Origin of the sequence: Breznakia pachnodae (genome assembly GCF_030814225.1) — a bacterium.
Classification (GTDB): Bacteria; Bacillota_I; Bacilli_A; order Erysipelotrichales; family Erysipelotrichaceae; genus Breznakia; species Breznakia pachnodae.
Window position 1 is genome coordinate 1150478 of record NZ_JAUSUR010000001.1, and the last position, 20473, is coordinate 1170950.

At 33.3% G+C, this 20473-nt stretch carries 22 protein-coding genes; all 22 read right to left on the reverse strand.

All coding sequences use genetic code 11. The features are described from left to right. Nucleotides 1-12: 12 nt before the first annotated feature. The 22 genes from J2S15_RS05420 to J2S15_RS05525 all read right to left on the reverse strand — a co-directional run bounded on the left by J2S15_RS05420 (nucleotide 13) and on the right by J2S15_RS05525 (nucleotide 20472). Entirely contained in the window at nucleotides 13-297 is a 285-nt protein-coding gene (locus J2S15_RS05420; RefSeq protein WP_307406204.1) for a PTS sugar transporter subunit IIB, read from the reverse strand. Nucleotides 298-335: 38 nt separating this feature from the next. After that, nucleotides 336-779 (reverse strand): PTS sugar transporter subunit IIA, encoded by a 444-nt coding sequence (locus J2S15_RS05425; RefSeq protein ID WP_307406205.1) that lies wholly within the window; start codon nucleotides 777-779, stop codon nucleotides 336-338. A 16-nt stretch (nucleotides 780-795) separates the two neighbouring features. Beyond that, nucleotides 796-2745: a BglG family transcription antiterminator gene (locus J2S15_RS05430; RefSeq protein WP_307406207.1), complete on the reverse strand. Its 1950-nt coding sequence runs from the start codon at nucleotides 2743-2745 to the stop codon at nucleotides 796-798. A 170-nt stretch (nucleotides 2746-2915) separates the two neighbouring features. Beyond that, nucleotides 2916-3128 (reverse strand): hypothetical protein, encoded by a 213-nt coding sequence (locus J2S15_RS05435; RefSeq protein ID WP_307406209.1) that lies wholly within the window; start codon nucleotides 3126-3128, stop codon nucleotides 2916-2918. 97 nt (nucleotides 3129-3225) lie between these two features. After that, on the reverse strand, nucleotides 3226-4035 hold the full coding sequence (locus tag J2S15_RS05440) for an ABC transporter ATP-binding protein (protein WP_307406210.1): 810 nt from the start codon (nucleotides 4033-4035) through the stop codon (nucleotides 3226-3228). Continuing rightward, nucleotides 4032-5063, reverse strand: coding sequence for a FecCD family ABC transporter permease (locus J2S15_RS05445; RefSeq protein ID WP_307406211.1), 1032 nt, complete (start codon nucleotides 5061-5063; stop codon nucleotides 4032-4034). The genes J2S15_RS05440 and J2S15_RS05445 overlap by 4 nt, the downstream gene beginning before the upstream one ends. Continuing rightward, on the reverse strand, nucleotides 5060-6058 hold the full coding sequence (locus J2S15_RS05450; protein WP_307406213.1) for a FecCD family ABC transporter permease: 999 nt from the start codon (nucleotides 6056-6058) through the stop codon (nucleotides 5060-5062). Before J2S15_RS05450 ends, J2S15_RS05445 begins: the two co-directional genes overlap by 4 nt. After that, a complete protein-coding gene (locus J2S15_RS05455; RefSeq protein ID WP_307406215.1) occupies nucleotides 6059-7075 on the reverse strand; it encodes an iron-siderophore ABC transporter substrate-binding protein in 1017 nt (338 codons plus the stop codon). Nucleotides 7076-7243: 168 nt separating this feature from the next. After that, entirely contained in the window at nucleotides 7244-8059 is an 816-nt protein-coding gene (locus J2S15_RS05460; RefSeq protein ID WP_307406217.1) for an ABC transporter ATP-binding protein, read from the reverse strand. After that, nucleotides 8056-9078, reverse strand: coding sequence for a FecCD family ABC transporter permease (locus J2S15_RS05465; RefSeq protein ID WP_307406219.1), 1023 nt, complete (start codon nucleotides 9076-9078; stop codon nucleotides 8056-8058). Before J2S15_RS05465 ends, J2S15_RS05460 begins: the two co-directional genes overlap by 4 nt. After that, nucleotides 9078-10076, reverse strand: coding sequence for a FecCD family ABC transporter permease (locus J2S15_RS05470; protein WP_307406221.1), 999 nt, complete (start codon nucleotides 10074-10076; stop codon nucleotides 9078-9080). Before J2S15_RS05470 ends, J2S15_RS05465 begins: the two co-directional genes overlap by 1 nt. 193 nt (nucleotides 10077-10269) lie before the next feature. After that, a complete protein-coding gene (locus J2S15_RS05475; RefSeq protein WP_307406222.1) occupies nucleotides 10270-11292 on the reverse strand; it encodes an iron-siderophore ABC transporter substrate-binding protein in 1023 nt (340 codons plus the stop codon). A 186-nt stretch (nucleotides 11293-11478) separates the two neighbouring features. Further along, nucleotides 11479-12396: a ribokinase gene (gene rbsK / locus J2S15_RS05480; protein ID WP_307406224.1), complete on the reverse strand. Its 918-nt coding sequence runs from the start codon at nucleotides 12394-12396 to the stop codon at nucleotides 11479-11481. Then, a complete protein-coding gene (locus J2S15_RS05485; protein WP_307406226.1) occupies nucleotides 12393-12899 on the reverse strand; it encodes a GNAT family N-acetyltransferase in 507 nt (168 codons plus the stop codon). Before J2S15_RS05485 ends, rbsK begins: the two co-directional genes overlap by 4 nt. Before the next feature lie 6 nt (nucleotides 12900-12905). After that, entirely contained in the window at nucleotides 12906-14279 is a 1374-nt protein-coding gene (gene dcuC, locus J2S15_RS05490) for a C4-dicarboxylate transporter DcuC (RefSeq protein WP_307406228.1), read from the reverse strand. Nucleotides 14280-14291: 12 nt separating this feature from the next. Further along, nucleotides 14292-15218 (reverse strand): ribonucleoside hydrolase RihC, encoded by a 927-nt coding sequence (gene rihC, locus J2S15_RS05495; RefSeq protein WP_307406230.1) that lies wholly within the window; start codon nucleotides 15216-15218, stop codon nucleotides 14292-14294. Between the two features lie 299 nt (nucleotides 15219-15517). Further along, nucleotides 15518-16429 carry an alpha/beta hydrolase gene (locus J2S15_RS05500; RefSeq protein ID WP_307406232.1) on the reverse strand — a complete coding sequence of 304 codons (912 nt, stop codon included), beginning with the start codon at nucleotides 16427-16429 and terminating at the stop codon, nucleotides 15518-15520. A gap of 1 nt (nucleotide 16430) precedes the next feature. Next, nucleotides 16431-17249, reverse strand: a complete 819-nt coding sequence (locus tag J2S15_RS05505) for an MBL fold metallo-hydrolase (RefSeq protein ID WP_307406234.1) — start codon at nucleotides 17247-17249, stop codon at nucleotides 16431-16433. A gap of 13 nt (nucleotides 17250-17262) precedes the next feature. Further along, complete coding sequence (locus J2S15_RS05510; protein ID WP_307406236.1) at nucleotides 17263-18105, reverse strand: MBL fold metallo-hydrolase; 843 nt, start codon at nucleotides 18103-18105, stop codon at nucleotides 17263-17265. Continuing rightward, nucleotides 18102-18911 (reverse strand): alpha/beta hydrolase, encoded by an 810-nt coding sequence (locus J2S15_RS05515; RefSeq protein WP_307406238.1) that lies wholly within the window; start codon nucleotides 18909-18911, stop codon nucleotides 18102-18104. The genes J2S15_RS05510 and J2S15_RS05515 overlap by 4 nt, the downstream gene beginning before the upstream one ends. Before the next feature lie 15 nt (nucleotides 18912-18926). Next, nucleotides 18927-19676: a ChbG/HpnK family deacetylase gene (locus J2S15_RS05520; RefSeq protein WP_307406239.1), complete on the reverse strand. Its 750-nt coding sequence runs from the start codon at nucleotides 19674-19676 to the stop codon at nucleotides 18927-18929. Continuing rightward, the gene (locus tag J2S15_RS05525) at nucleotides 19648-20472 is read right to left on the reverse strand and encodes a ChbG/HpnK family deacetylase (protein ID WP_307406241.1); all 825 of its coding nucleotides are present in this window, start codon (nucleotides 20470-20472) and stop codon (nucleotides 19648-19650) included. The genes J2S15_RS05520 and J2S15_RS05525 overlap by 29 nt, the downstream gene beginning before the upstream one ends. Between the last annotated feature and the right edge of the window lies 1 nt (nucleotide 20473).

The following is a 20473-nucleotide window of genomic DNA, read 5'->3' on the forward strand; positions in this document are numbered from 1 at the left end:
CTCCTCACTTTTCTATTTTATTGTGTCAAAATAAGCCAAACTCTTTTCTTCAACTTCTTTCTTATCCATAAAATTATTGAATATAACCAATGGAACTTTTGCGCGATCTTGGATGCGTTCTGCTAATTCTTTCGAAATGAAAATCACATCACAGTCATTGGAACAACAAGTTCCTACATCACCACAAAACGCTTCAATTTCTATCCCGTGTTTTTTGGCGATGCTTTCTACATTCATTTTCAACATCAATGAAGATCCACATCCAAAACCACACACTGTCTGAATTTTATGCTTCATATGCATTCCTCCTTTCTTATATTTGAAGTTCTTTTATCCTAAACTTCACCTGTATTCAATATTTCATACAATTCCTGTTCACTTTTACAAGCACACATCTTCTCAATAATTGAGTCATCCATTAATGTAGTTGCCACCTTCTGCAACTTATCTAAATGCGATATCTTATCAATACAAGCAAGACAAAGTACTACTTTCACTGGATCATTCTCACAATTGAAATTCACTCCATCAGGGAATGTTGCAATCGACATATCAGAAACCTTAACACCAACTCCTGGAGCTGCATGTGCTAATGCAAACTGTGGCATAATCACAATATAAGGTCCTAACTCTTTAACGCTATTCACCATGTTCTCTACATAGATTGGTTCGATTGAATTGTTTTCCAGTAATGGTTTACTAGTAATACGAATTGCTTCTTCCCAATCATTTACTTTTTGATTTAATTGAATATTTTTTATATTAATTATTTCACTCATACTTCTCTTCCTTTCACTAATCATGCATACTAAATACTATTTCCTTGGAAATATCTTTTGCTTCCAATTTTTCAATATTCCATTCTTTTTCTAATATATAAGCAATATTCAATAAATCATTTTCTTGCTTATTTTTAATTCCTAAAATTACTATCGTTCTTACTAATTTAGGATTCATATATCCAAACATAATCGGATTCTTTAATATCAGAATTGCGGTACAATTCTGATAAATCCCATCATTCACACCTGCATGCACATATGCTGTCTGTGGTGTCATTACCATATAGGTACCATATTCATTTACTGCATAAATCATTGTCTCTACATATTGCTGTTCTATATAATGTTTCTCTAGCAGTGGTTTCGCAGCAACTTGAATTGCTTCTTCCCAACCATTTACTTCATCTACAATCTGAATGTATTCTGCATCAATGTAATCTTTAAGATAATGCTTCTCTATCTGCTCTATTGCTGGTGCAACCGAATTAATAAAGGATGAACACATCTTTGAATAAGAGAACTGATATAGTTTGCTCTTAATTCGTTCAATATCTATCTGATTTAACATTGGATTTACTGTAATTACAGGTATATCTTCATGTTCATATTCACTGGTTGATATAATTAGATCTATTTCATTATTTTCTAGATAACTAACTGATTGCTTTTCTGATACTGGTCCAATAATTGCTAACTCTGGTAAGAACTGAGATAGCCTAGATTTTAGAATTGAACTAGTTGCCAACCCGAAGGAACAAATCAATAGAACATTTACCATATTGCGATTTTTATTTCCTGTTTCATAAATTGAAGCAATGTACATTGCAATATATGCAATTTCATTTTCATCAAAGATTAAGTTGTATTGTTTCTCAACCTGATGTAATTGTTTTCTAGTAAATTCATAAAATAAGGAAATCATCATTTGCGTCTGATCAACTAAATCATTCTTTACTTTTAGATTATTTCGACAACGATGAATCGCCGTCTTTAAATGTAAAGTTAAACCATCTATCATTTCCTGAACCGAGTCTTTCTCAAGTGGTTGTAATGACTGTAAGGAATCTACCAAGAACATTGCAATCTGATATGCTTCATCATCTTCGTTCTTATCACCATACATCAAATCTGATAACTGACTCATTCGTTCACTAATCATAATCGTACTTAAGTAAATACATTCCTTTTCATTTGGAAGATATGGGCTTAAGAATTCAATAAAGAAATTCAAACTATCATGTGGTGGAAACTCAGGAAGTTTAAAATCATCCGATAATAAATTTCCATTTTCTATTCTCAATAACACAAAGGATATAAATCGTTTTAATCGATTGGTATCTTTAAATGAAATATCATGCTCACTATCTAATCGATTGAATATTTCTTCTGCTGTTTCATTCAATCGATAAATATGATCATTTGTACCTAATAACTCGTCTATTTCATTTGGACAAGGATTATCATTTAATATCTGCAGAAACATTCTGCGTATATCAATTTCACTTCCACTTAGCTGTAATCCAACTCCTTGAATTTTTTCAACTTTTATATTTGATGTTGCTACATCTTTTATAATGTCATCAAATCCATTAATAATTGTCTGCTTACAAACCAGACAGATATCTGCCAAATCCTGAAATGTATTTGTTGGAAGTAAACACAGATAAACCTTTATTAGACTATTACGTTCTTCCTTAGAGAAGTTTCTTGTGTAAATCATATCCATATCTTTTCTTACAGCTGCTTTTTCACTTTCATCACAATTTAGCAAAACACCAACACCTGCTTTTTTAACTAACTCAATTCCTTTTTCCATGAGGAAAAATTCAATTTGCTTCATGTCATTTCGAATTGTTCGATTACTGACAGATAATTTCTTTGCAATTGAATTAAATGTAATATAGTCATTCTGTAAAGATAATAAATCTAAAATTTCTTTTTGCCTTTTCGTTAAAACAATCATGTCGCTTCTCCTAAGTTCATTATATAAAGTACCCAATTTTTTCCAATACTAAAAGTTTACCGTAGTTGTGGCAACTTTTTTGTTTTTGCACATTCACACACATCACCTCTCTTCCAACAAAAAAAGGAATCAGCTAAGTTTTACCAACTTGAGTTAATCCCTTTTCGTTCCTATTTACTTTCGTCCAATTTAAAATAATTATTTATTCCTACATACATTACCAGTATGGAAACAATAAGCGCTCCAGCTCGAATGAAATAATTCATTCCTATTATCTGAAAATCACTTGTAATGTATAGTCCACTTTCACTTGTCAGCATTAGTGGTATTAATAGAATTAATAGTCCTACTACAATATGTATTATTAATTTTTTCTTCTTCATAATCTATTCCCGCCTTATATAAATCTCAATCTATACACCTATTTTACTATATTTTAGTAAAAATAAAAAGATAAGGCTGTTTCACCTTATCTCTACACTATAAACTTACTGGTTTTCTTTGATATTTCCCTTTAGGAATAATTAATGGTGTATTCGATACTGGATCATTGATGACTTCGCAATCCAAGTTAAATACAGTACTAATTAAACTTTCATCTACAATATCACAAGGATCACCTTCAGCGATTAACTGTCCATCTTTCAATGCAATCATATGATCAGAATAACGTGCTGATAAATTGATATCATGTAGCACCATTACAATTGTAGTTCCGTTCTTCTGGTTTAATTCTCTCAATAAATCTAGAATTTCAATCTGATGAGTTACATCTAAAAATGTTGTTGGTTCATCTAAGAATAGGATATCGGTCTGCTGGGCAAGTGCCATGGCAATCCATACTCTTTGACGTTGTCCTCCACTTAGTTCATCTACCTCACGATTAGCAAGGTCAGTGATTCCCATTGCATCTAAGGCATCATTCACTGCTTCATAATCTTCACTTTTCATTCCACCCATAAATCCCTGATAAGGAAAGCGTCCTCTTGCGACTAAGTCCGATACTCGAATTCCTTCTGGTGCAATTGGTGACTGTGGTAACAATCCAAGCGTCTGTGCCAGTTGTTTGGATGGTATCTGATCAATCTTTTTTCCATCGAGAATTACTTCTCCATCACTTGGTAGAAGTAAGCGTGAAAAAGTTTTTAGTAGTGTTGATTTTCCACAGGCATTGGAACCTATGATTACACTAACTTTGTGATCTGGTATATCTACCTGTAAATCATGTAATACGGTTTTCTTGTCATATCCTGCTATTATTCTATTTGCACTTAATGTATGTTGGCTCATGATGTACCTCCTGAACGATTTAATTGAATTAATAAGATTAATAAATATGGTGCTCCTAGGATTCCTGTAATAACTCCTACTGGAAATCTGGTTGTAAAGAAGAATTGACCAATTAGGTCACCACCCAATACCAGAATTGCACCTACACATGCAGAAGCAATCGAATTGGATTGACCTGATCCAACAAGTCGTTGTGCAATTGGTCCTGCTAAGAATGCTACAAAGGATATCGGTCCAGTTACTGCTGTAGAAAAGGCAATTAAGATTACTGCACTAATCATTAAAGCAATACGAATATAATTCACTCGAATTCCTAAAATAATAGCAAGGTCATCACCCAACTCCATCGCTTTTAAATGTTTTTGCAGTGCTAGAATGATTGTAACAAACACAATTACTACTACAGCTAATAATGGAATATTCTTCATTTGTACTCCATTTAGACTTCCACTCAACCAACGCATCGCACCTGATACCTCATATTGATTTGCTTTCAACAATAAGTAAGAAATAATAGCATTGACCATTGCCTGAATACCAATCCCAATTAAGATTAATCTTCCTCCTGAAAACTTACCAATACTAGAAAGTGCATAGACTAACATGGTTACAACTAATCCACTGATAACAGCTGCTAGTGATACACCAAATCCACTCATATTTAGAATTAGAATACAGAATACGGCTGCTACACTTGATCCTGAACTTACCCCAATAATATCTGGACTGGCTAGTGGATTATGTAACATTTTCTGGAATAGATTTCCTGCAATACCTAGTGAAATACCGACAAGTAATCCTGCTAGCATTCTTGGTAGACGAATCGTCATAACTGCAAACTTTGCACCTTGAATTTCTTCACCAAGAAGGGTTCTTACAATTACATCTAAGGAATATTGAGTGTTACCAAAAATCAGCATACAAGCCATTAAAACAAGTACAATAACTACCAGTACTGAAACAGCTATGATTGCACGATATTTACGTTTTCTCATTCCCTGCATGATTAAATTTGAATGATCGATCATAATGCTTTCACCTTCGTTTTAATTGCAATGATAATAAAAATTGGCGCCCCAATAAAGGCAGTTATAATACCTACTTCGATCTCTCCAGGGTTTGCTAACACTCTACCTATTACATCCGATAATACAAGTAGGATTGCTCCACCCATTGCTGATAGAGGAACCAATATTTTAACATTACTTCCAAATAATAAACGCATTGCATGCGGTACCATCAGTCCAACAAATGCAATTGGTCCTGCAAGTGCTGTAACACTTCCACATAACAACACTCCAGCAATTGCACTAATTGCTCGTGTACGATTTACTTTTACTCCAAGCCCCGTTGCCATTTCATCACCAAGGGCCATTGCATTAAGTGATGGAGAGACTGCAATCGCAATTACAAAGGCAATAATGACAACTGGTAATACTGTCATAATAGAATCCCATGTTGCTCCACTCACACTACCTACCTGCCAGAAACGAAATGATGTCAATGACTGTACTCTTGGTAATAAAATAAGATTTATCATAGAGGTAATAGCCGTACTTGTGGTTGCTCCTGCTAAGGTTAATTTAATCGGGGTGGCTCCTCCTCTTCCCAAAGATGCAATTGCATATACAAAAAATGCACTCAATCCTGCACCAGCAATTGCAAGTACAATATATTGTGTAGCACTATTAATATGAAAGAATGCAAGTCCAATAACAACTGCTAAAGCTGCCCCTGAATTTACTCCCAAGATACTTGGATCAGCAACTGGATTACGAGTTAATGACTGCATCAAAATACCAGATACTCCAAGTGATGCTCCAGCGATCAAAGCAAACACAGTTCTAGGTATTCGCTCCTGTATAACAAGAGCATTAAATGAAGAAACAGATGGGTTAAATAACCCATCTATTACCTCTTGAAACGGAATTGTTTTTGCACCAAATGCAAGTGATGCAATTACACTTAATCCTAATGCAAGTGCAAGTCCACCAATAATTAATGTATACTTTACTGGTTTCATCTATTTTACTTTAGCTGCTGCTTCACCCATCAATTTTGCATATTCTTCAATTGAATATGGAATTGATAAAGATGATGGTGTTGTTGAAGCTGCTAGAGTTGAATTATTTTCTAATATAACAACAGCACCATTTTGAATCGCTGGGATTGTTCCAATTAATGGATCATTTTGTAATGCTTCTAATGTTGTATCATCTCCATAAAGAATAATTACATCTACATCACTTAAGTCTTCTGCTTTTTCAGCAGAGAAGTAAGTACCAAATTCAGTTGTACCATCTAAGATTTCACTAATACTGTCTGCTTGTGTAAACCCTAAATCTTGTAAATATGCTGCACGTGGATCATTTTCTCCATATACATATACCTGACCTAAATCAGCTACATCAAAGTACATAAATGCCGCTGTCTTTCCTTCAATTTCAGGATACTTCGCAACTTCTGTAGCAATTGTCTCTTCTAATTCTTTCACCAATTCTTTTCCTTCTTCTTCCATCCCAATTGCTTTTGAGTTTGTAAGAAGTTGTTCACGCCATGTTGTTTGGTATGCTGCTTCTTCATAAGGAATTACAGGTGCAATTTCACTTAATAAATCATATTCTTCTTGTGTGATTCCAGAATATGTAGCTAAGATAATATCTGGATTTGCATCACTGATTGCTTCATAGTCCAATCCATCTACATCATCAAATACAACTGGATCTTCTACTCCAAGTTCTTCAAATGCTTCTTGTGTCCAAGGAAGTAGTTTTTCATCTTCACCAATTCCATAGTTTGCTTTTGAAACACCAACTGGTGTAACTCCTAATGCTAAAACATCATCTTGGTTTCCCCAAGCAATCGCAACAATGTTTTCTGGTTTTTCTTCGATTGTAGTTTCTCCAAATGCATGTTCAATTGTAATTGGAAACTCCCCATCACTGTTTGATGTATCTTTGTCGTCATCTGAAGAACTTCCATTTGAACATCCAGAAACGATAATTGCTAACGCAAAAAATACTGATAATAATTTTTTCATGTACTCCTCCTATAGTGTACCAGTCCATAGTTAGCCTTCGCTAACAATATCAACTTTATCACTATAGTATATAGCTTGTCAATTCATTTTGTATCAATATTCGCAATAGAAAAAAATCTTCATTATTTTCGTAATAAAATGAAGATTTTTGATTTGGTAATTATTATTTTATATTTGACAACCTTCTTCTTTTCTTGGATATTTTCCAATTGGAATAATTAGTGGTGTATGTGATATAGGATCACTAATAACCGAACAATTTAAGTTAAATACAGTTTTAATTAAATCTTCATTCACAATATTACATGGGTTCCCTTCAGCAACTAAATCACCATCTTTTAAGGCAATAATATGATCTGCATATCGTGCAGATAAATTAATATCATGTAGTACCATAATAATTGTTGTCTTTTTTGTTTCGTTTAATTCTTTTAGTAAATCCAGAATTTCAATCTGATATGTAATATCTAAATACGTTGTTGGTTCATCTAAGAATAAGATATCAGTCTGTTGAGCAAGTGCCATCGCAATCCAAACTCTTTGTCGTTGACCACCACTTAACTCATCAATACTACGATCAGCTAAGTCAGCGATTTTCATCATTTCTAAAGCTTCTTGAATTGCTTCATAATCTTTCTCAGTTAGTGAACTCATAAATCCCTGGTGTGGGAAACGACCACGAGCTACCAAATCAGAAACTCGAATTCCTTCAGGAGCAATCGGGCTTTGTGGCAATAATCCAATTACCTTGGCCAATTCTTTTGTATTTTCCAGATGAATGTTTTTACCATCCAGTAATATTTCACCCTTTTTCGGTTGCAATAGTCTGGCATATGTTTTTAATAACGTTGATTTTCCACAAGCATTTGCACCAATAATAACACTAATCTTTCCATCAGGAAGGGTTACACTTAAATCATCAATTACTTCTTTTTTATCATAACCAACATTGATATGATTTGCTTCTAATTTGTGTTGTTTCATGATACACCTCTTGTCTTGTTAATTCGAATTAATAATATAATTAAATATGGAGCTCCTATAACTCCAGTAATCACTCCTACTGGAAATTTTGTGGCAAATAGAAACTGTCCAACCATATCCGCACATAGCACCAGAATCGCACCAACCAGTCCTGCAGCAAATGCATAAGACTGACCACTACCAACCAATCGATGAGCGATTGGTCCCGCCAGAAACGATACAAATGCAATCGGTCCTGCTACTGATGTAGCAAATGCAATCATAAAGACACTACATACAATTAGTAAAATACGTACAACTTTCACTCTAACTCCCAATACCACTGCGATATCATCACCTAACTCCAATACATTCAGATAACGTTCCAGAAGTAGTATCGCAATTGTACAAACAATAACAACGATAAGTAAGGTTGGTATACTGCTCATCTGCATTCTGTTTAAACTTCCACTTAACCAGCGCATCGCACTGCTTACTTCATATTGATTTGCTCTTAATAACATATAAGAAATTAATGCATTCATAATTGCCTGAAGACCAATCCCAATTAGGATAAAACGAGCACTTGAGAATCTGCCAACACTTGATAACATATATACAAGTAATGCAATTAACAATCCTGCTGCCATTGAAATTAGTGAAACACTAGGTCCGCTCATCTGTAAGATTAAAATACAAAATACTGCTGCCATACTAGTACCAGATGATATCCCAACAATATCAGGACTCGCAAGTGTGTTTCTTAACATCTTCTGAAAGACACTACCTGCTAGACCTAAAGAGAATCCCACTAGCACTCCTGCAAGCATCCTTGGCAAACGAATTGTACCAACAGCAAAACTTGCACCACTAATGTTTTTATCTCCCATGATGACCTTAAATACTACATCAAGAGGATAGAACGTATCTCCTACCATTAACGTAATTCCCATTAATAATAAAACGATAACAATTAATGTGACTACAACTATTCTAGCTTTCCGCTTACGTTTTCTTAATCCTGCTAATATATCGTTCATTATAAAGCTCTCACTTTCGTTTTCATTGCAACATAAATAAAGACAGGTGCACCAATTAAAGCAGTTAAAATACCTACCTCTACTTCATAAGGATAAGCAATTACTCTTCCAATAACATCTGCACCACTTAATAAAATGGCACCACCAAGGGCACTAAACAATAACAATAGTTTTACATTATTTCCAATAAGTAAACGCATCATATGTGGAATCATCAATCCCACAAAACCAATTGGTCCTGCAATCGCTGTAACGGTTGCAGACAATATAACTCCAGATGCAGTTGCCAGTAGTCTTGTACGTTTTACTTTTACTCCTAGACCAGTCGCTGTTTCATCACCTAACATCATTGCATCTAATGATGGTGATACAAATATGGCAATTAATAAAGCTCCTATGAGAAATGGCAAACTTATAAGAATGTTCTCATAGGAAACACCACTAATTCCTCCCACCTGCCAGAAACGAAATGAAGCCATCGAGTTAATATTAGGCAATACCATCATACTAATTAACGAAGATATCGCTCCATTAATCGTTGCGCCAGCCAGTGCCAGTTTCAATGGAGTCACTCCACCCTGACCAAGGGAAGCAATCCAATATACTAAAATGGTAGTAAGAATTGCACCAACTAATGCAAATAAGATATATTGAGTAGACGATTGAATATTAAAGAATGTGATACCGGATACAACTGCAAGACTCGCTCCAAAGTTTACTCCAAGAATACTTGGATCAGCAATCGGATTTCTTGTAATTGATTGCATTAATAAACCTGAAATTGCTAATGCTGCACCAGCAATAAGACCAAACACTGTACGAGGAATTCTTGCCTGAATAACTGCTCCATTAAAGGATTCAGTACTTGGATGAAGCAAATGATCAACGACCTCACCAAGGGGTATTGATTTGGAACCAACAGCCAATGATAAAAGCGCAATAAAAGCTACAGCAATTAATAAAATTATAAAATATAATACGTATTTTTGCTTCTTCATTTTTCCTCCTGTTTTTAGTTAACTTAGTCTAACCACCAATCAAAAATATCATTAATAATACTTGATGTCAAGGCAATAACAATCCAATATTTTTCTTATCACTAAATGATAAAAATACTGGGAATTAGTTAGCTCCCAGTATTTTCTAAAATTACGATTTAATTTTTAAAAAGTAGTAACAAAGTAATAATTATTACTTAACTTTTTCTGCTGCTCCACCAATCATTTTCACATAATCTTCCACTGCATATGGAATTGATAATGCTGTAGGTGTAGCTGCTGCAATTGTAACTGGTTCATCAGTTTCTAGTAATACAACTGATCCATTTTGAATTGCTGGAATTTTCCCTAAAATAGGATCTGCCTGTAATGTAACTAACAATTCCTCGTTACCACCATAGATAACCAAAATATCTGTATCATTTAAGATTTCAGCTTGTTCAGCACTGATTGTCGCAAAGAATCCACCTGCATCATCAGTAACTGTTTCTACTTCACTAGGTAATTCTAATCCCATATCTTGTAAGTATTTAGAACGTGGATCTGCATTACCATATACAAAGAATGACGACGTATCACTTGCATCAAACCATGCAAATGTAGCTGTTTTTCCGTCTAATGATGGATACTTCGCTACTTCATCATTGATCATTGCTTCTAACTCTTCAATTAATGCTTTACCTTCAGCTTCCAAACCTAACCCTTTTGAGTCTTGTTCGATTTGTTCCTGCCATGTAATTACAAATGGTTCTCCTGTATAAGCAATCACTGGTGCAATTTCACTTAACATATTATAATCTTCTTGTGTAATACCTGAGTAAGCCGCAAGAATTACATCAGGATTCGCTTTTTCAATTGCTTCAAAATCCAACTCATTTAAATCATTAAAGATTGTTGGCTCTTCAGCATCTAATTCTTCATATTTCTCTTTTGTCCAAACACGCATTGTTTCATCACCTGTTAATCCATAAGCAGGTGTCGACATCGCAACAGGTGCAACACCTAAAGCTAATGCAACATCTTGGTTTTCCCAACCAATTGAAACTACACGTTCTGGTTTTTCTTCAATTGTAGTCTCCCCAAATGCATGTTCAATTACAATTGGAAACTCTCCATTAGTATTTGATGTATCTTTGTCGTCGTCTGAAGAACTTCCTCCTGAACATCCAGTAACGATAATTGCTAACGCAAAAAATACTGATAATATCTTTTTCATGTACTCCTCCTAATTAGTGTACTAATCTATAGTTAGCCTTTGCTAACAATAACCACTTTATCACTATCATATAGAGGTTGTCAATCCAAATTACTTATATATTTTATTAACTATATTTCTTTCTGCTAATATACAATAAAGTCATCATTTTACGCTAAATAAAATGATGACTTCTTAATACTATTATTAGTTTTTCTCAATATATGATTCAATTTCTTCAAATGTTGGAATACCAGTTTGTGCTCCTAATGATCTAGTTGACATAGATGCACCAACACTTGCGAAACGAACTGCTTCTTTCAACGACATGCCTCTTGCTATGGATGTTACAAATACTCCATTAAATGTATCTCCTGCTCCAGTAGTATCTATTACTTCTACAGGATATGCTGGGATGGTCTCAACTTTTCCATCTTCAACAAATGATACTCCAGCGCCTCCTCTAGTTACGATCAGTTTTGTAGAGTGTTCTCTATCCCACTTCACCATTTCTTCGAAGAACACTTCTTCTGTATCTAGTGTTTTATTACAAAGTTCCTCAAATTCTATTTCGTTAGGTGTTATGTAATCTACATAATCTAATGTATCTAGAATTTCACTATTAAATGGGGCTGGATTTAAAACAGTAGTAACTCCATTTTGTTTAGCTATTCGTAATGCATACTTCACTGTTGAAACTGGAATCTCTAACTGCATCAGTAAAATATCTGCTTCTTTTATAACATCAACAACTGAATCAACAAATGTATTATCTACTAATTCATTTGCTCCAGATATTACTGTAATACAGTTATCTTCTGGTAATTTAAATATACTTGCAATACCAGTAAAGAAATTAGGTTCAATCATCAGATGACTTAAATCCATTTTTTCTTCCTTTAAATAACTAAGAATTTTGTCACCAAATGTATCTGCTCCAATTTTTCCAAGAAGTGCAACATCTCCACCACTACGTGATATTGCCACTGCCTGGTTGGAACCTTTACCTCCCACAAGATAATCGATTCCTTTTCCAACAATTGTTTCACCGATCTTGGGCAATCGGTCGGTATGCAAAACAATATCAAGATTAATACTACCTAATACAACAACGCTATTTGTCAATCTATTCTCCCCACTTTCTTATAATATAAATGGAAATTACCATAAGCTTTACGCTCTTCTATAACAAATGATTCAACTACTCTGAAGTTCATTTTCTCAAGTACTCGCTGCATTGGAAGATTGGTATGATTTGTACAAGAATACAATTCTCTATCTTTCAATTCACACTTGTCTATATATTTATCAATTAATTCCTTCGCCAATCCCTGTCCACATGTATTTGCTTTTACGATTAGACGTTTAATAAAAACTGCTTTTGTATCAATTGGAATCGTAATTTCTTTGATGGAACTCTCTGAAAAAGTTCCCATACAAACAATCGTATCCGTTCGATCTTTTAATATGTATAGTTCTTGCTTATCGATATCGTTAAGGATTAACTCTCGATTTGGATATTGTTTATTCCACTGATAAATATTCTGTCTTTCCATGTTTATTTTTGCTTCTTCTAAAATTTGCACCAATTCATCAATATGTTGTGCAGTAGCTACTTCAAATTTCATTAGTCCTTAATATGGAAGAATAATAATTGATAACACTACTACTAAGATAATTCCGACAATTGTTGGTACACTAGTACGTTTCAATAACTTCATTGGAGATACTCCAACTGAAGATGAAACAATCATCATTACTGCTGCTACTGGTGAAATTGTTCTAGCTAAGTTTGCAATCATTTGCATTGGCAAGGCAATAAGAATACCATCAATACCTGCTCTAGCTGCAATATCAGGTAGTAATTCAATTGTTGCATAGAACATTGATAAACCACCACCAGCAAGAACACCAAAGATTGTTGTTCCACCACTGAAGATTAATGAAGTCACGATACCTGCTGCAGATGTATTTTCAACCATACTCATCAATGAATCAATAACACCTAAGTTTTGAATTGCTGTTGTTACAAGAACCCCACCAACTACTAACAATACAACTTGACTGAATCCTTGTCCCATTCCTTTGAACATTTCAACTGCTGCTTCTTGTGATAATTTAAGTGACTTGTGTCTGATTGTTTCAATAACAACAACAATAAAGAACGAAATTACTGTTAATACAAAGATATCCATAGAAATTTCATTTGTTACCATACTTGCAATACCAACACCAATAATCATAACTAATGGTAATAATGGTAACAATGCATAGAATGTAGGTACTTTTGCTTCTTCTACTTCAGATAAGTTAGAAGTGTCAACTTTTACAAATGCTGCTTCACCTTCTGTTTTATCACAGTGTTTTTGCCAGAAGTAATGTACAACTGCTAAAATCAATAATACTGGAATTGAAATTTTTGCATGCCAGATTACATAATCCAATAAGTTATAATTTAATACTTCTGCTGCAATTACGTTGTCTGCACCTAAAGGTGTAGGCATAATTGTTGCTGTCATTGCAATAACTGCTGCGGCAGTCATTGATGAAATACCGATTCCTTGTAATAGTGGATATAGAATTGCCATTAAGATAACAGCAAGACTTGATGCACTTGGAACTACTAGTGACATTAAGTTACCCAATAAGAATACAATTGGAACAAACAATGCCTTTGATTTAATTTTCATAATTGGTTTTACAAGTACATTTACTGCCTTTTGATTTGCACCAATATGGTTCATATATCCAGAGTATCCAAACAGAATCATTACAACTAATCCTGCTCCGCCAATTTGACTAATAATTGCATCTTTGAATGATAAGAATATATCAAATAATGCAAATCCTGTTCCTTCTCCTTCAGGATATAATGCATGGCCTAATAATGTTGCACACGCTAATAAAATTAATCCTGCTGAAATTAATACAAATGTTGGGTTATAGTTCTTAACAATTAAGTAACCTACAACACCCATAACTACGATTACTAATAATGCTTCTATCATTTTTCTTTCCCCCTATACGCATTTCTCAATTGACTCTAAAAACCAATTTTTAAATTGATCTGGGTCAACGTCAACACACACTCTACAATTACTTTCCCTTCCCAAGTATCCTTTTAAATCAATTGAAGTAGCTCCTGCAGTATATACACCATTTACTTCAATACCAACAAATGTTTCTTCAATGGTGAACATTTCTGGTTTTAGTAAATACGCTACTGCAAAACTGTCATACATTTTTAAACCAGTTTGGAAACTTCCTCCACGATATTTTTTAAATAACAGATACATCATATTACCAACATTATTCATATCTCTGATTTTTTCGCTATCTTCAGGCACAACAAGTGATTTCCAAGCAACATCAAGTGGTGCCAGCGCTAGTGGTAATCCACTTGTGAATACAATTTGTGCTGCCTCTGGATCTACTGCAATATTAAATTCAGAGAGGACTCCTTTATTACCACGACCAAGTGCTCCACCCATCATGACAATCTCTTCTACTTTATCTAACAATTCAGGATACATACGAATAAACATTGCGATATTTGTAAGTGGCCCAATTGCTACAATCGTTGTTTTTTCTTCTGACGCTCTGATTGTATTTGCGATTGCATTTACTGCATGTTCCTTTAACAATAACTCATTATTTGGTTGAGGAAAGTCAAAGCCTTCCATTCCAGTTGCACCATGAATATCACTTGCATCCACTGCATCCTTTAACAGTGGTCTTGTTGCTCCTTTTGCAATTGGAGTATCTTTACCAAAAAACGTTATTAGTTTTTTAGCATTCAATGTGACCTTCTCACTACTCACATTTCCAGCAACCGTTGTTATTAACTTAACATCTAATTGATCTGAGTATAGTGCGATTGCTATCGCAACTGCATCATCGATTCCTGGATCTGTATCAATAATTACATTTCTCTTTAATTCGCTCATCTTTTTTCCTTTCTTTGATAAAGCGCTTTATCAAATTATCAAAAATTAATACTTCACCTCTTTTCTCTACTATTCATACATGAAAACATTAAAGGTAAAGCGCTTTATCTAGATTTTAAAAATTAAAAGAAATAAATTTTTTATTTCTTTCTATAACTCGAGATTAACATATAATGTAAGCGTTGTCAAATTTTACTTTTATTTTCTGATTTCTATACTTCAGTTACGATATTTATATTTCATTATATTTAAATGCTATTTTTAGTTTTCAACAATTTCAAAAAAATAATGAGCATTATCTACTCATTATTTTCTAAAAACTTAAGAATACTACTCATGCTTTCCTTTGTACAAGTTCGTTTATAATCATACAAAAAGCCATGTTGTGCATCTGTATATGTCTGATCAAAAAATACATCTGTCACATTGATTCCTATTTGTTTTGCCTTCTTTACAAATCCTACTGATTGTGAATTATGTAAAGGATCAATCTCACTTGAAATAACAATTGATTTAGGAAAATTTTCAGTTATATAATCAATTACAGATGCTTCATTCATTAAGTCCATATTATTATCGACATCAACTGTTCCTAGAAAAGCATTATAAGAAATATCTAATAATGGAAACTCTGAATGAACTGCTGTTCTAAAATCATAAACTCCATAAAATAGAATCATCCCTTTAATAAAATCAGCATATTCTGGGCGTACTAAATCATATAACTTTGCATATGTTTCATTAGTGCAAACAGTTGCTACTACTGCAGCTAAATATGCTCCTCCAGAATCCCCTGATAAAATAATATTCTTTGCATCTCCTTTATATTTTTCAATATTCTCATAAATCCATTTTATTGCTTCTAATACATTTTGCTCCTGATCAGGATGTGCAGTTTTAGGTGCAAGATTATAGTTAATTGCTACAGTTGTATACCCTTTCGTAGCCAGATACCTACAGTATCCAAGTACGTCTTTTTTATCACCTACAGTCCATCCTCCACCATGTATATGAATAATAACTGGCTGATTTTCACTTGCTTCTTCTGCGACAAAAATATCTAATTTACTTTTTCTTCCATAGTTTTCTGAATATTTAATATTTTTATATATATGAATTTTTTTATCTTCTGGATATGTTTTATTCCATTTAATTCTATTAAAAATTGACAAATTATATAATAGTTTAGTTAAGTATATTTTTAGTTTCATCTCATTGTACCTTATCAAATCGATAGATTAAGTTCCCTTGTACCCCATCTATTCGTTGACCTTTTTGATCTACACGTTTAGCGTAATAAAAACCTTTTTCTCCAAACACTTCTGTTTCAACATGATCATCTTGTTTATTCAAGATATCATCACAACATGAAATTACATTATCCAAAATAGATGGATCAGATTCAAATGTTCCATGGTTTCTAATCACACGATTATACTTTGATTCATATTCTTTTTTTATTCGAAGTAATGAAGTTCGATATTCCTCAACAGTAGTTGCGTAATCTTCAAACAGCAAAACACTCACTCCACATGCGTCACCAAATAACATCATCTTTTCTTCAGGAATTAACATCATCATTGTACCTTTTGTATGCCCAGCTACTTCGATTGCCTCTATTGAAATTCCACCTAAATCAAAGCTTTCTTTATCGCTAAGGGGATGAAAATTATCTTTTATTGGACTGCAGGATATTTTCATAAACTCATCTCCTCCTGGAAATTGTCCAAAAAACTGACTGCGATATTCCTGAGAGCTATGTTCTCTGTATACTTCATAATCCTTAGGATTCAAATACACATCTTCAAACAGTCCAGCACCTCCCACATGATCGACGTGGCCATGTGTCAACACAACAAATACTGGCTTATCAGTTAATGTCTTTACATACTCACTTAGATTACCAAAACCATCTCCTGTATCAATTAAACATGCTTTATTGTCACCAATTACAAGATACATCGCTACATTTATTGGATCAATAATTCTTATAACTTTGTCACTAATATACTCGCTTTTAAAATGATTCATATAGACTCCTTGTTTATATTCTTTTTATTGCTGATTCAGGACATGATAGTGTTGCCCTACCATAACTAACAAGATAACCTGTCCCTGTATTACTCACAACTTTTGTATAATATGCACTACCATTATTTATTTTATCAATACCTCTGATGTAATCATCAATCCAGTATATGGATAACGGATACATCTGATGTCCTGGATATATTTCTTCAAATAATGGATATACATCTCTTAGCTTATTTAGGCTTTTCTGGTAAATATCTAATGAAGCAGAATGGTCAAAATGCAACAATACACCTTTCTCACATACACTATCTCCAACATACAAGCGTTTCTTTTTTGAATCAAGTACACTTATTGAACCACAAGTATGTCCTGGTGTATGAATTATTTCCAACACTCTATTTCCTAAGTCAAAAATTTGTCCATCATAAAGTTCTTTATATTTATTCTGCTTGGGAAGGCGACAGTGTTTATCGAGTTCCTCTTGAATCATAGGTAAGTGAAACAGCCAGTTTGGACAACCTTTATCCATGATTCTTTGTGCAATAAGATGATGACGATATTCATAAGAAGAATGTTCTTCTAACACCTTTTCATCTTCTGGATGCATGTAAATAGAATCAAACTGATGGTTATTTGCTATATGATCCAAATGGCCATGGGTATTAATAACGATTACTTCTTTTGAAATTAATGTTTGAGTTATACCTTTCAAGTCTAAAACACAAAGTCCAGTATCAATTAACACAGCATAATCCTCTCCTTCAATCAAATAATTATGAGTTTTACCATTGCCACTTCCATTAGAGATAATCCATGTGCTATCATCAATACTTGAGATTTCTATATCTTTCATATTTGTTTGTCCTTCTGTGCTAAACACCAATGTATTGCTTTCTCGAGATATACATCCCAAAAAACCCAATCATGTTTCCCACTTGCAACCTCCCAACAGAGATTAATTCCAGAATCGCGTAGTTTGTTTACCATGTTTACATTATTATCATAAACATAATCCTCTTTTCCACAAGCCATATAAAGCGCAGGAAGTATTCCTTTATTATGAGCATTTATCGATGTAAATAATGGGTCTTTTTCACTGTTTTTTATAGTATCAAAATCGCCAAATATATTTTTGAAAAATGCCGGTGTTGCTTGAGCTAGATAATCTGGATGTTCTTCTTTCACTAAATCTTCAGTAATAAATCCACCAGACAAACAGAAAATAGAATCAAAAGTCTCGGCAAATCTACTTCCTACTAATAAACTACCAAAACCACCCATAGATATTCCACCAATAAATGTATCTTCTCTTTTAGAGGATAGTGGAAACATTTTTCTAGTTACCTCTACAAGTTCTTTTCCAACATAACTTCCATACAACATTTCTGTATCTTCTTGGTCAACATAGAAACTATTTTCCCCACTTGGAAATACAATTGCCAAATTAAGATCCCTTGCAATTTTAAAAATTCTACTACTATATAAATAATCACCTGCATTATTTGCAAATCCATGAAGTAAATACAGTGTTTTGAATTTATTTGGTTTATCACTAGGATTCTTGTCAAAACTCTTTGTATCCTCAATTGGTAAAATCACTTTAAAATCTACATATCTTTTTAAGCAATAAGACATGTAAGTCACATTCATCACTGCCATAATAAGTTTTCTCCTTTATAATTCATCATATGTAATACAACTAATATGTTCTTCATTAATATAAGTTTTTATTTCATCACTAATTAACATCTGTGTTTCAAATGGACGAGATAATGTTAAAGAGGAACTTTCTAAAATATATGCATCTAAGTATCCTGGATGATAAACGATTAAACTGCAAGAATTATCATCCATATTAGAAACCACTTCATATAAACATTCTTTAGGACTTTTTTCTTTTGTACTTCCTCCATATAAATATACCATCGTATTACCAATTTCAACTGGTTCTTCCATGCTTATAGGAAGAGGGGAATACTTAATTTTATATTTATCTGCAATCATCATAATTGCTTTAAAAAAGTTATTACTTGAAACAGCATGTCCATCCATATAAGCAGGTTTTCTTCCAACTAATTCAATAAATTTATGGTATTGTGCTTCAACTTCTAAAAGAGCTTCTTCTAAAATTACAATATCCTCTGTAGATTGTGTATATTCTTTTGTTGATTTAAATATACCTTTCTCTGTAGTTATACTTTTGATGCTTTGAAGTTCTGATAATGGATATCCATTACTTATATTTACATGTAATCCTACACATACATCTGTTGATGTTATCAAAGCAATACCATGATCACTTGCTTCCATATTTACCATTATGCCTATATTTCGGATTAATCCATTTTTAATACTTTTTTCAATTCCATAATTAACGGCTTCACTATAACCTAAGTCATCTGCACGAAATAATATCTTCTTCATATTTCTCCTTCTTTCCATTCCATTTTTTAAAATCGGAATAAGATAGTAAAGTTATATTTTCTTTACGAATAAAATTTATCAATGATTGGTTTTCAAATACTTTTAAGTCTTTCTCTCGATCACTATTAAGCACTGAAATTCTTTTAAGTAATTCATCACAATACCCAGGATGACATCCTATTTCTACAACCCCACAAGTTTCTAATGCAATCTCCAAGTATTCTATAATTTCTTCAACCGTGTGATAAGGCAGCTTCGTATTAAAGAACAAGTGATTTGTTTGCAAAATCTTTGCTTCTTTATAATAATTCATTAGCCTTTTATCACCTTTTCTTGATGCTTCATTTCGCAAAGGAACATCATATTTAATTGCTAATTCAATAAATAACTTTGTCATTTCTTCTGACTTATTCATAAATCCATGATGAGTGTCTAAATGATTCAGTTTTAATCCTGTACTAGTAAATCGTTCAATTTGTGCTTCTAGTTCACTTCTAACTTCATCTATATTTACTTCTCTATGTTTAAACTCTTCTCTGCTATAGAAATAACCTTTCTCATTCACCAAAGATTTACATTCACTTACTGGTAAGATAGGTTGCCCCATTGTTAGTAAACAATGAAGCCCCATCTCACATATATCATTCTCTAATGCCATTTTTGCACTTTCAAGAAAATCTGTTGTCGATACAATCGCACTTGTATCACTAATAATTCCCTTTTTCATTCCTTCTATAATACCTTTGCTGACATTTACAGTTAATCCATAATCATCTGCATTTATTATTAAGTTCATT

Bases quoted from the DNA above. Each gene is read 5' to 3' on its own strand.
- J2S15_RS05420 (WP_307406204.1), bottom strand. From the start codon at position 297: ATGAAGCATAAAATTCAGACAGTGTGTGGTTTTGGATGTGGATCTTCA.
- J2S15_RS05445 (WP_307406211.1), bottom strand. From the start codon at position 5,063: ATGATCGATCATTCAAATTTAATCATGCAGGGAATGAGAAAACGTAAA.
- J2S15_RS05460 (WP_307406217.1), bottom strand. From the start codon at position 8,059: ATGAAACAACACAAATTAGAAGCAAATCATATCAATGTTGGTTATGAT.
- J2S15_RS05505 (WP_307406234.1), bottom strand. From the start codon at position 17,249: ATGAATCATTTTAAAAGCGAGTATATTAGTGACAAAGTTATAAGAATT.
- J2S15_RS05510 (WP_307406236.1), bottom strand. From the start codon at position 18,105: ATGAAAGATATAGAAATCTCAAGTATTGATGATAGCACATGGATTATC.
- J2S15_RS05525 (WP_307406241.1), bottom strand. From the start codon at position 20,472: ATGAACTTAATAATAAATGCAGATGATTATGGATTAACTGTAAATGTC.
- J2S15_RS05455 (WP_307406215.1), bottom strand. From the start codon at position 7,075: ATGAAAAAATTATTATCAGTATTTTTTGCGTTAGCAATTATCGTTTCT.
- J2S15_RS05435 (WP_307406209.1), bottom strand. From the start codon at position 3,128: ATGAAGAAGAAAAAATTAATAATACATATTGTAGTAGGACTATTAATT.
- J2S15_RS05470 (WP_307406221.1), bottom strand. From the start codon at position 10,076: ATGAAGAAGCAAAAATACGTATTATATTTTATAATTTTATTAATTGCT.
- J2S15_RS05500 (WP_307406232.1), bottom strand. From the start codon at position 16,429: ATGAAACTAAAAATATACTTAACTAAACTATTATATAATTTGTCAATT.
- dcuC (WP_307406228.1), bottom strand. From the start codon at position 14,279: ATGATAGAAGCATTATTAGTAATCGTAGTTATGGGTGTTGTAGGTTAC.
- J2S15_RS05475 (WP_307406222.1), bottom strand. From the start codon at position 11,292: ATGAAAAAGATATTATCAGTATTTTTTGCGTTAGCAATTATCGTTACT.
- J2S15_RS05485 (WP_307406226.1), bottom strand. From the start codon at position 12,899: ATGAAATTTGAAGTAGCTACTGCACAACATATTGATGAATTGGTGCAA.
- J2S15_RS05440 (WP_307406210.1), bottom strand. From the start codon at position 4,035: ATGAGCCAACATACATTAAGTGCAAATAGAATAATAGCAGGATATGAC.
- J2S15_RS05450 (WP_307406213.1), bottom strand. From the start codon at position 6,058: ATGAAACCAGTAAAGTATACATTAATTATTGGTGGACTTGCACTTGCA.
- rihC (WP_307406230.1), bottom strand. From the start codon at position 15,218: ATGAGCGAATTAAAGAGAAATGTAATTATTGATACAGATCCAGGAATC.
- J2S15_RS05520 (WP_307406239.1), bottom strand. From the start codon at position 19,676: ATGAAGAAGATATTATTTCGTGCAGATGACTTAGGTTATAGTGAAGCC.
- J2S15_RS05515 (WP_307406238.1), bottom strand. From the start codon at position 18,911: ATGGCAGTGATGAATGTGACTTACATGTCTTATTGCTTAAAAAGATAT.
- J2S15_RS05465 (WP_307406219.1), bottom strand. From the start codon at position 9,078: ATGAACGATATATTAGCAGGATTAAGAAAACGTAAGCGGAAAGCTAGA.
- J2S15_RS05430 (WP_307406207.1), bottom strand. From the start codon at position 2,745: ATGATTGTTTTAACGAAAAGGCAAAAAGAAATTTTAGATTTATTATCT.
- J2S15_RS05425 (WP_307406205.1), bottom strand. From the start codon at position 779: ATGAGTGAAATAATTAATATAAAAAATATTCAATTAAATCAAAAAGTA.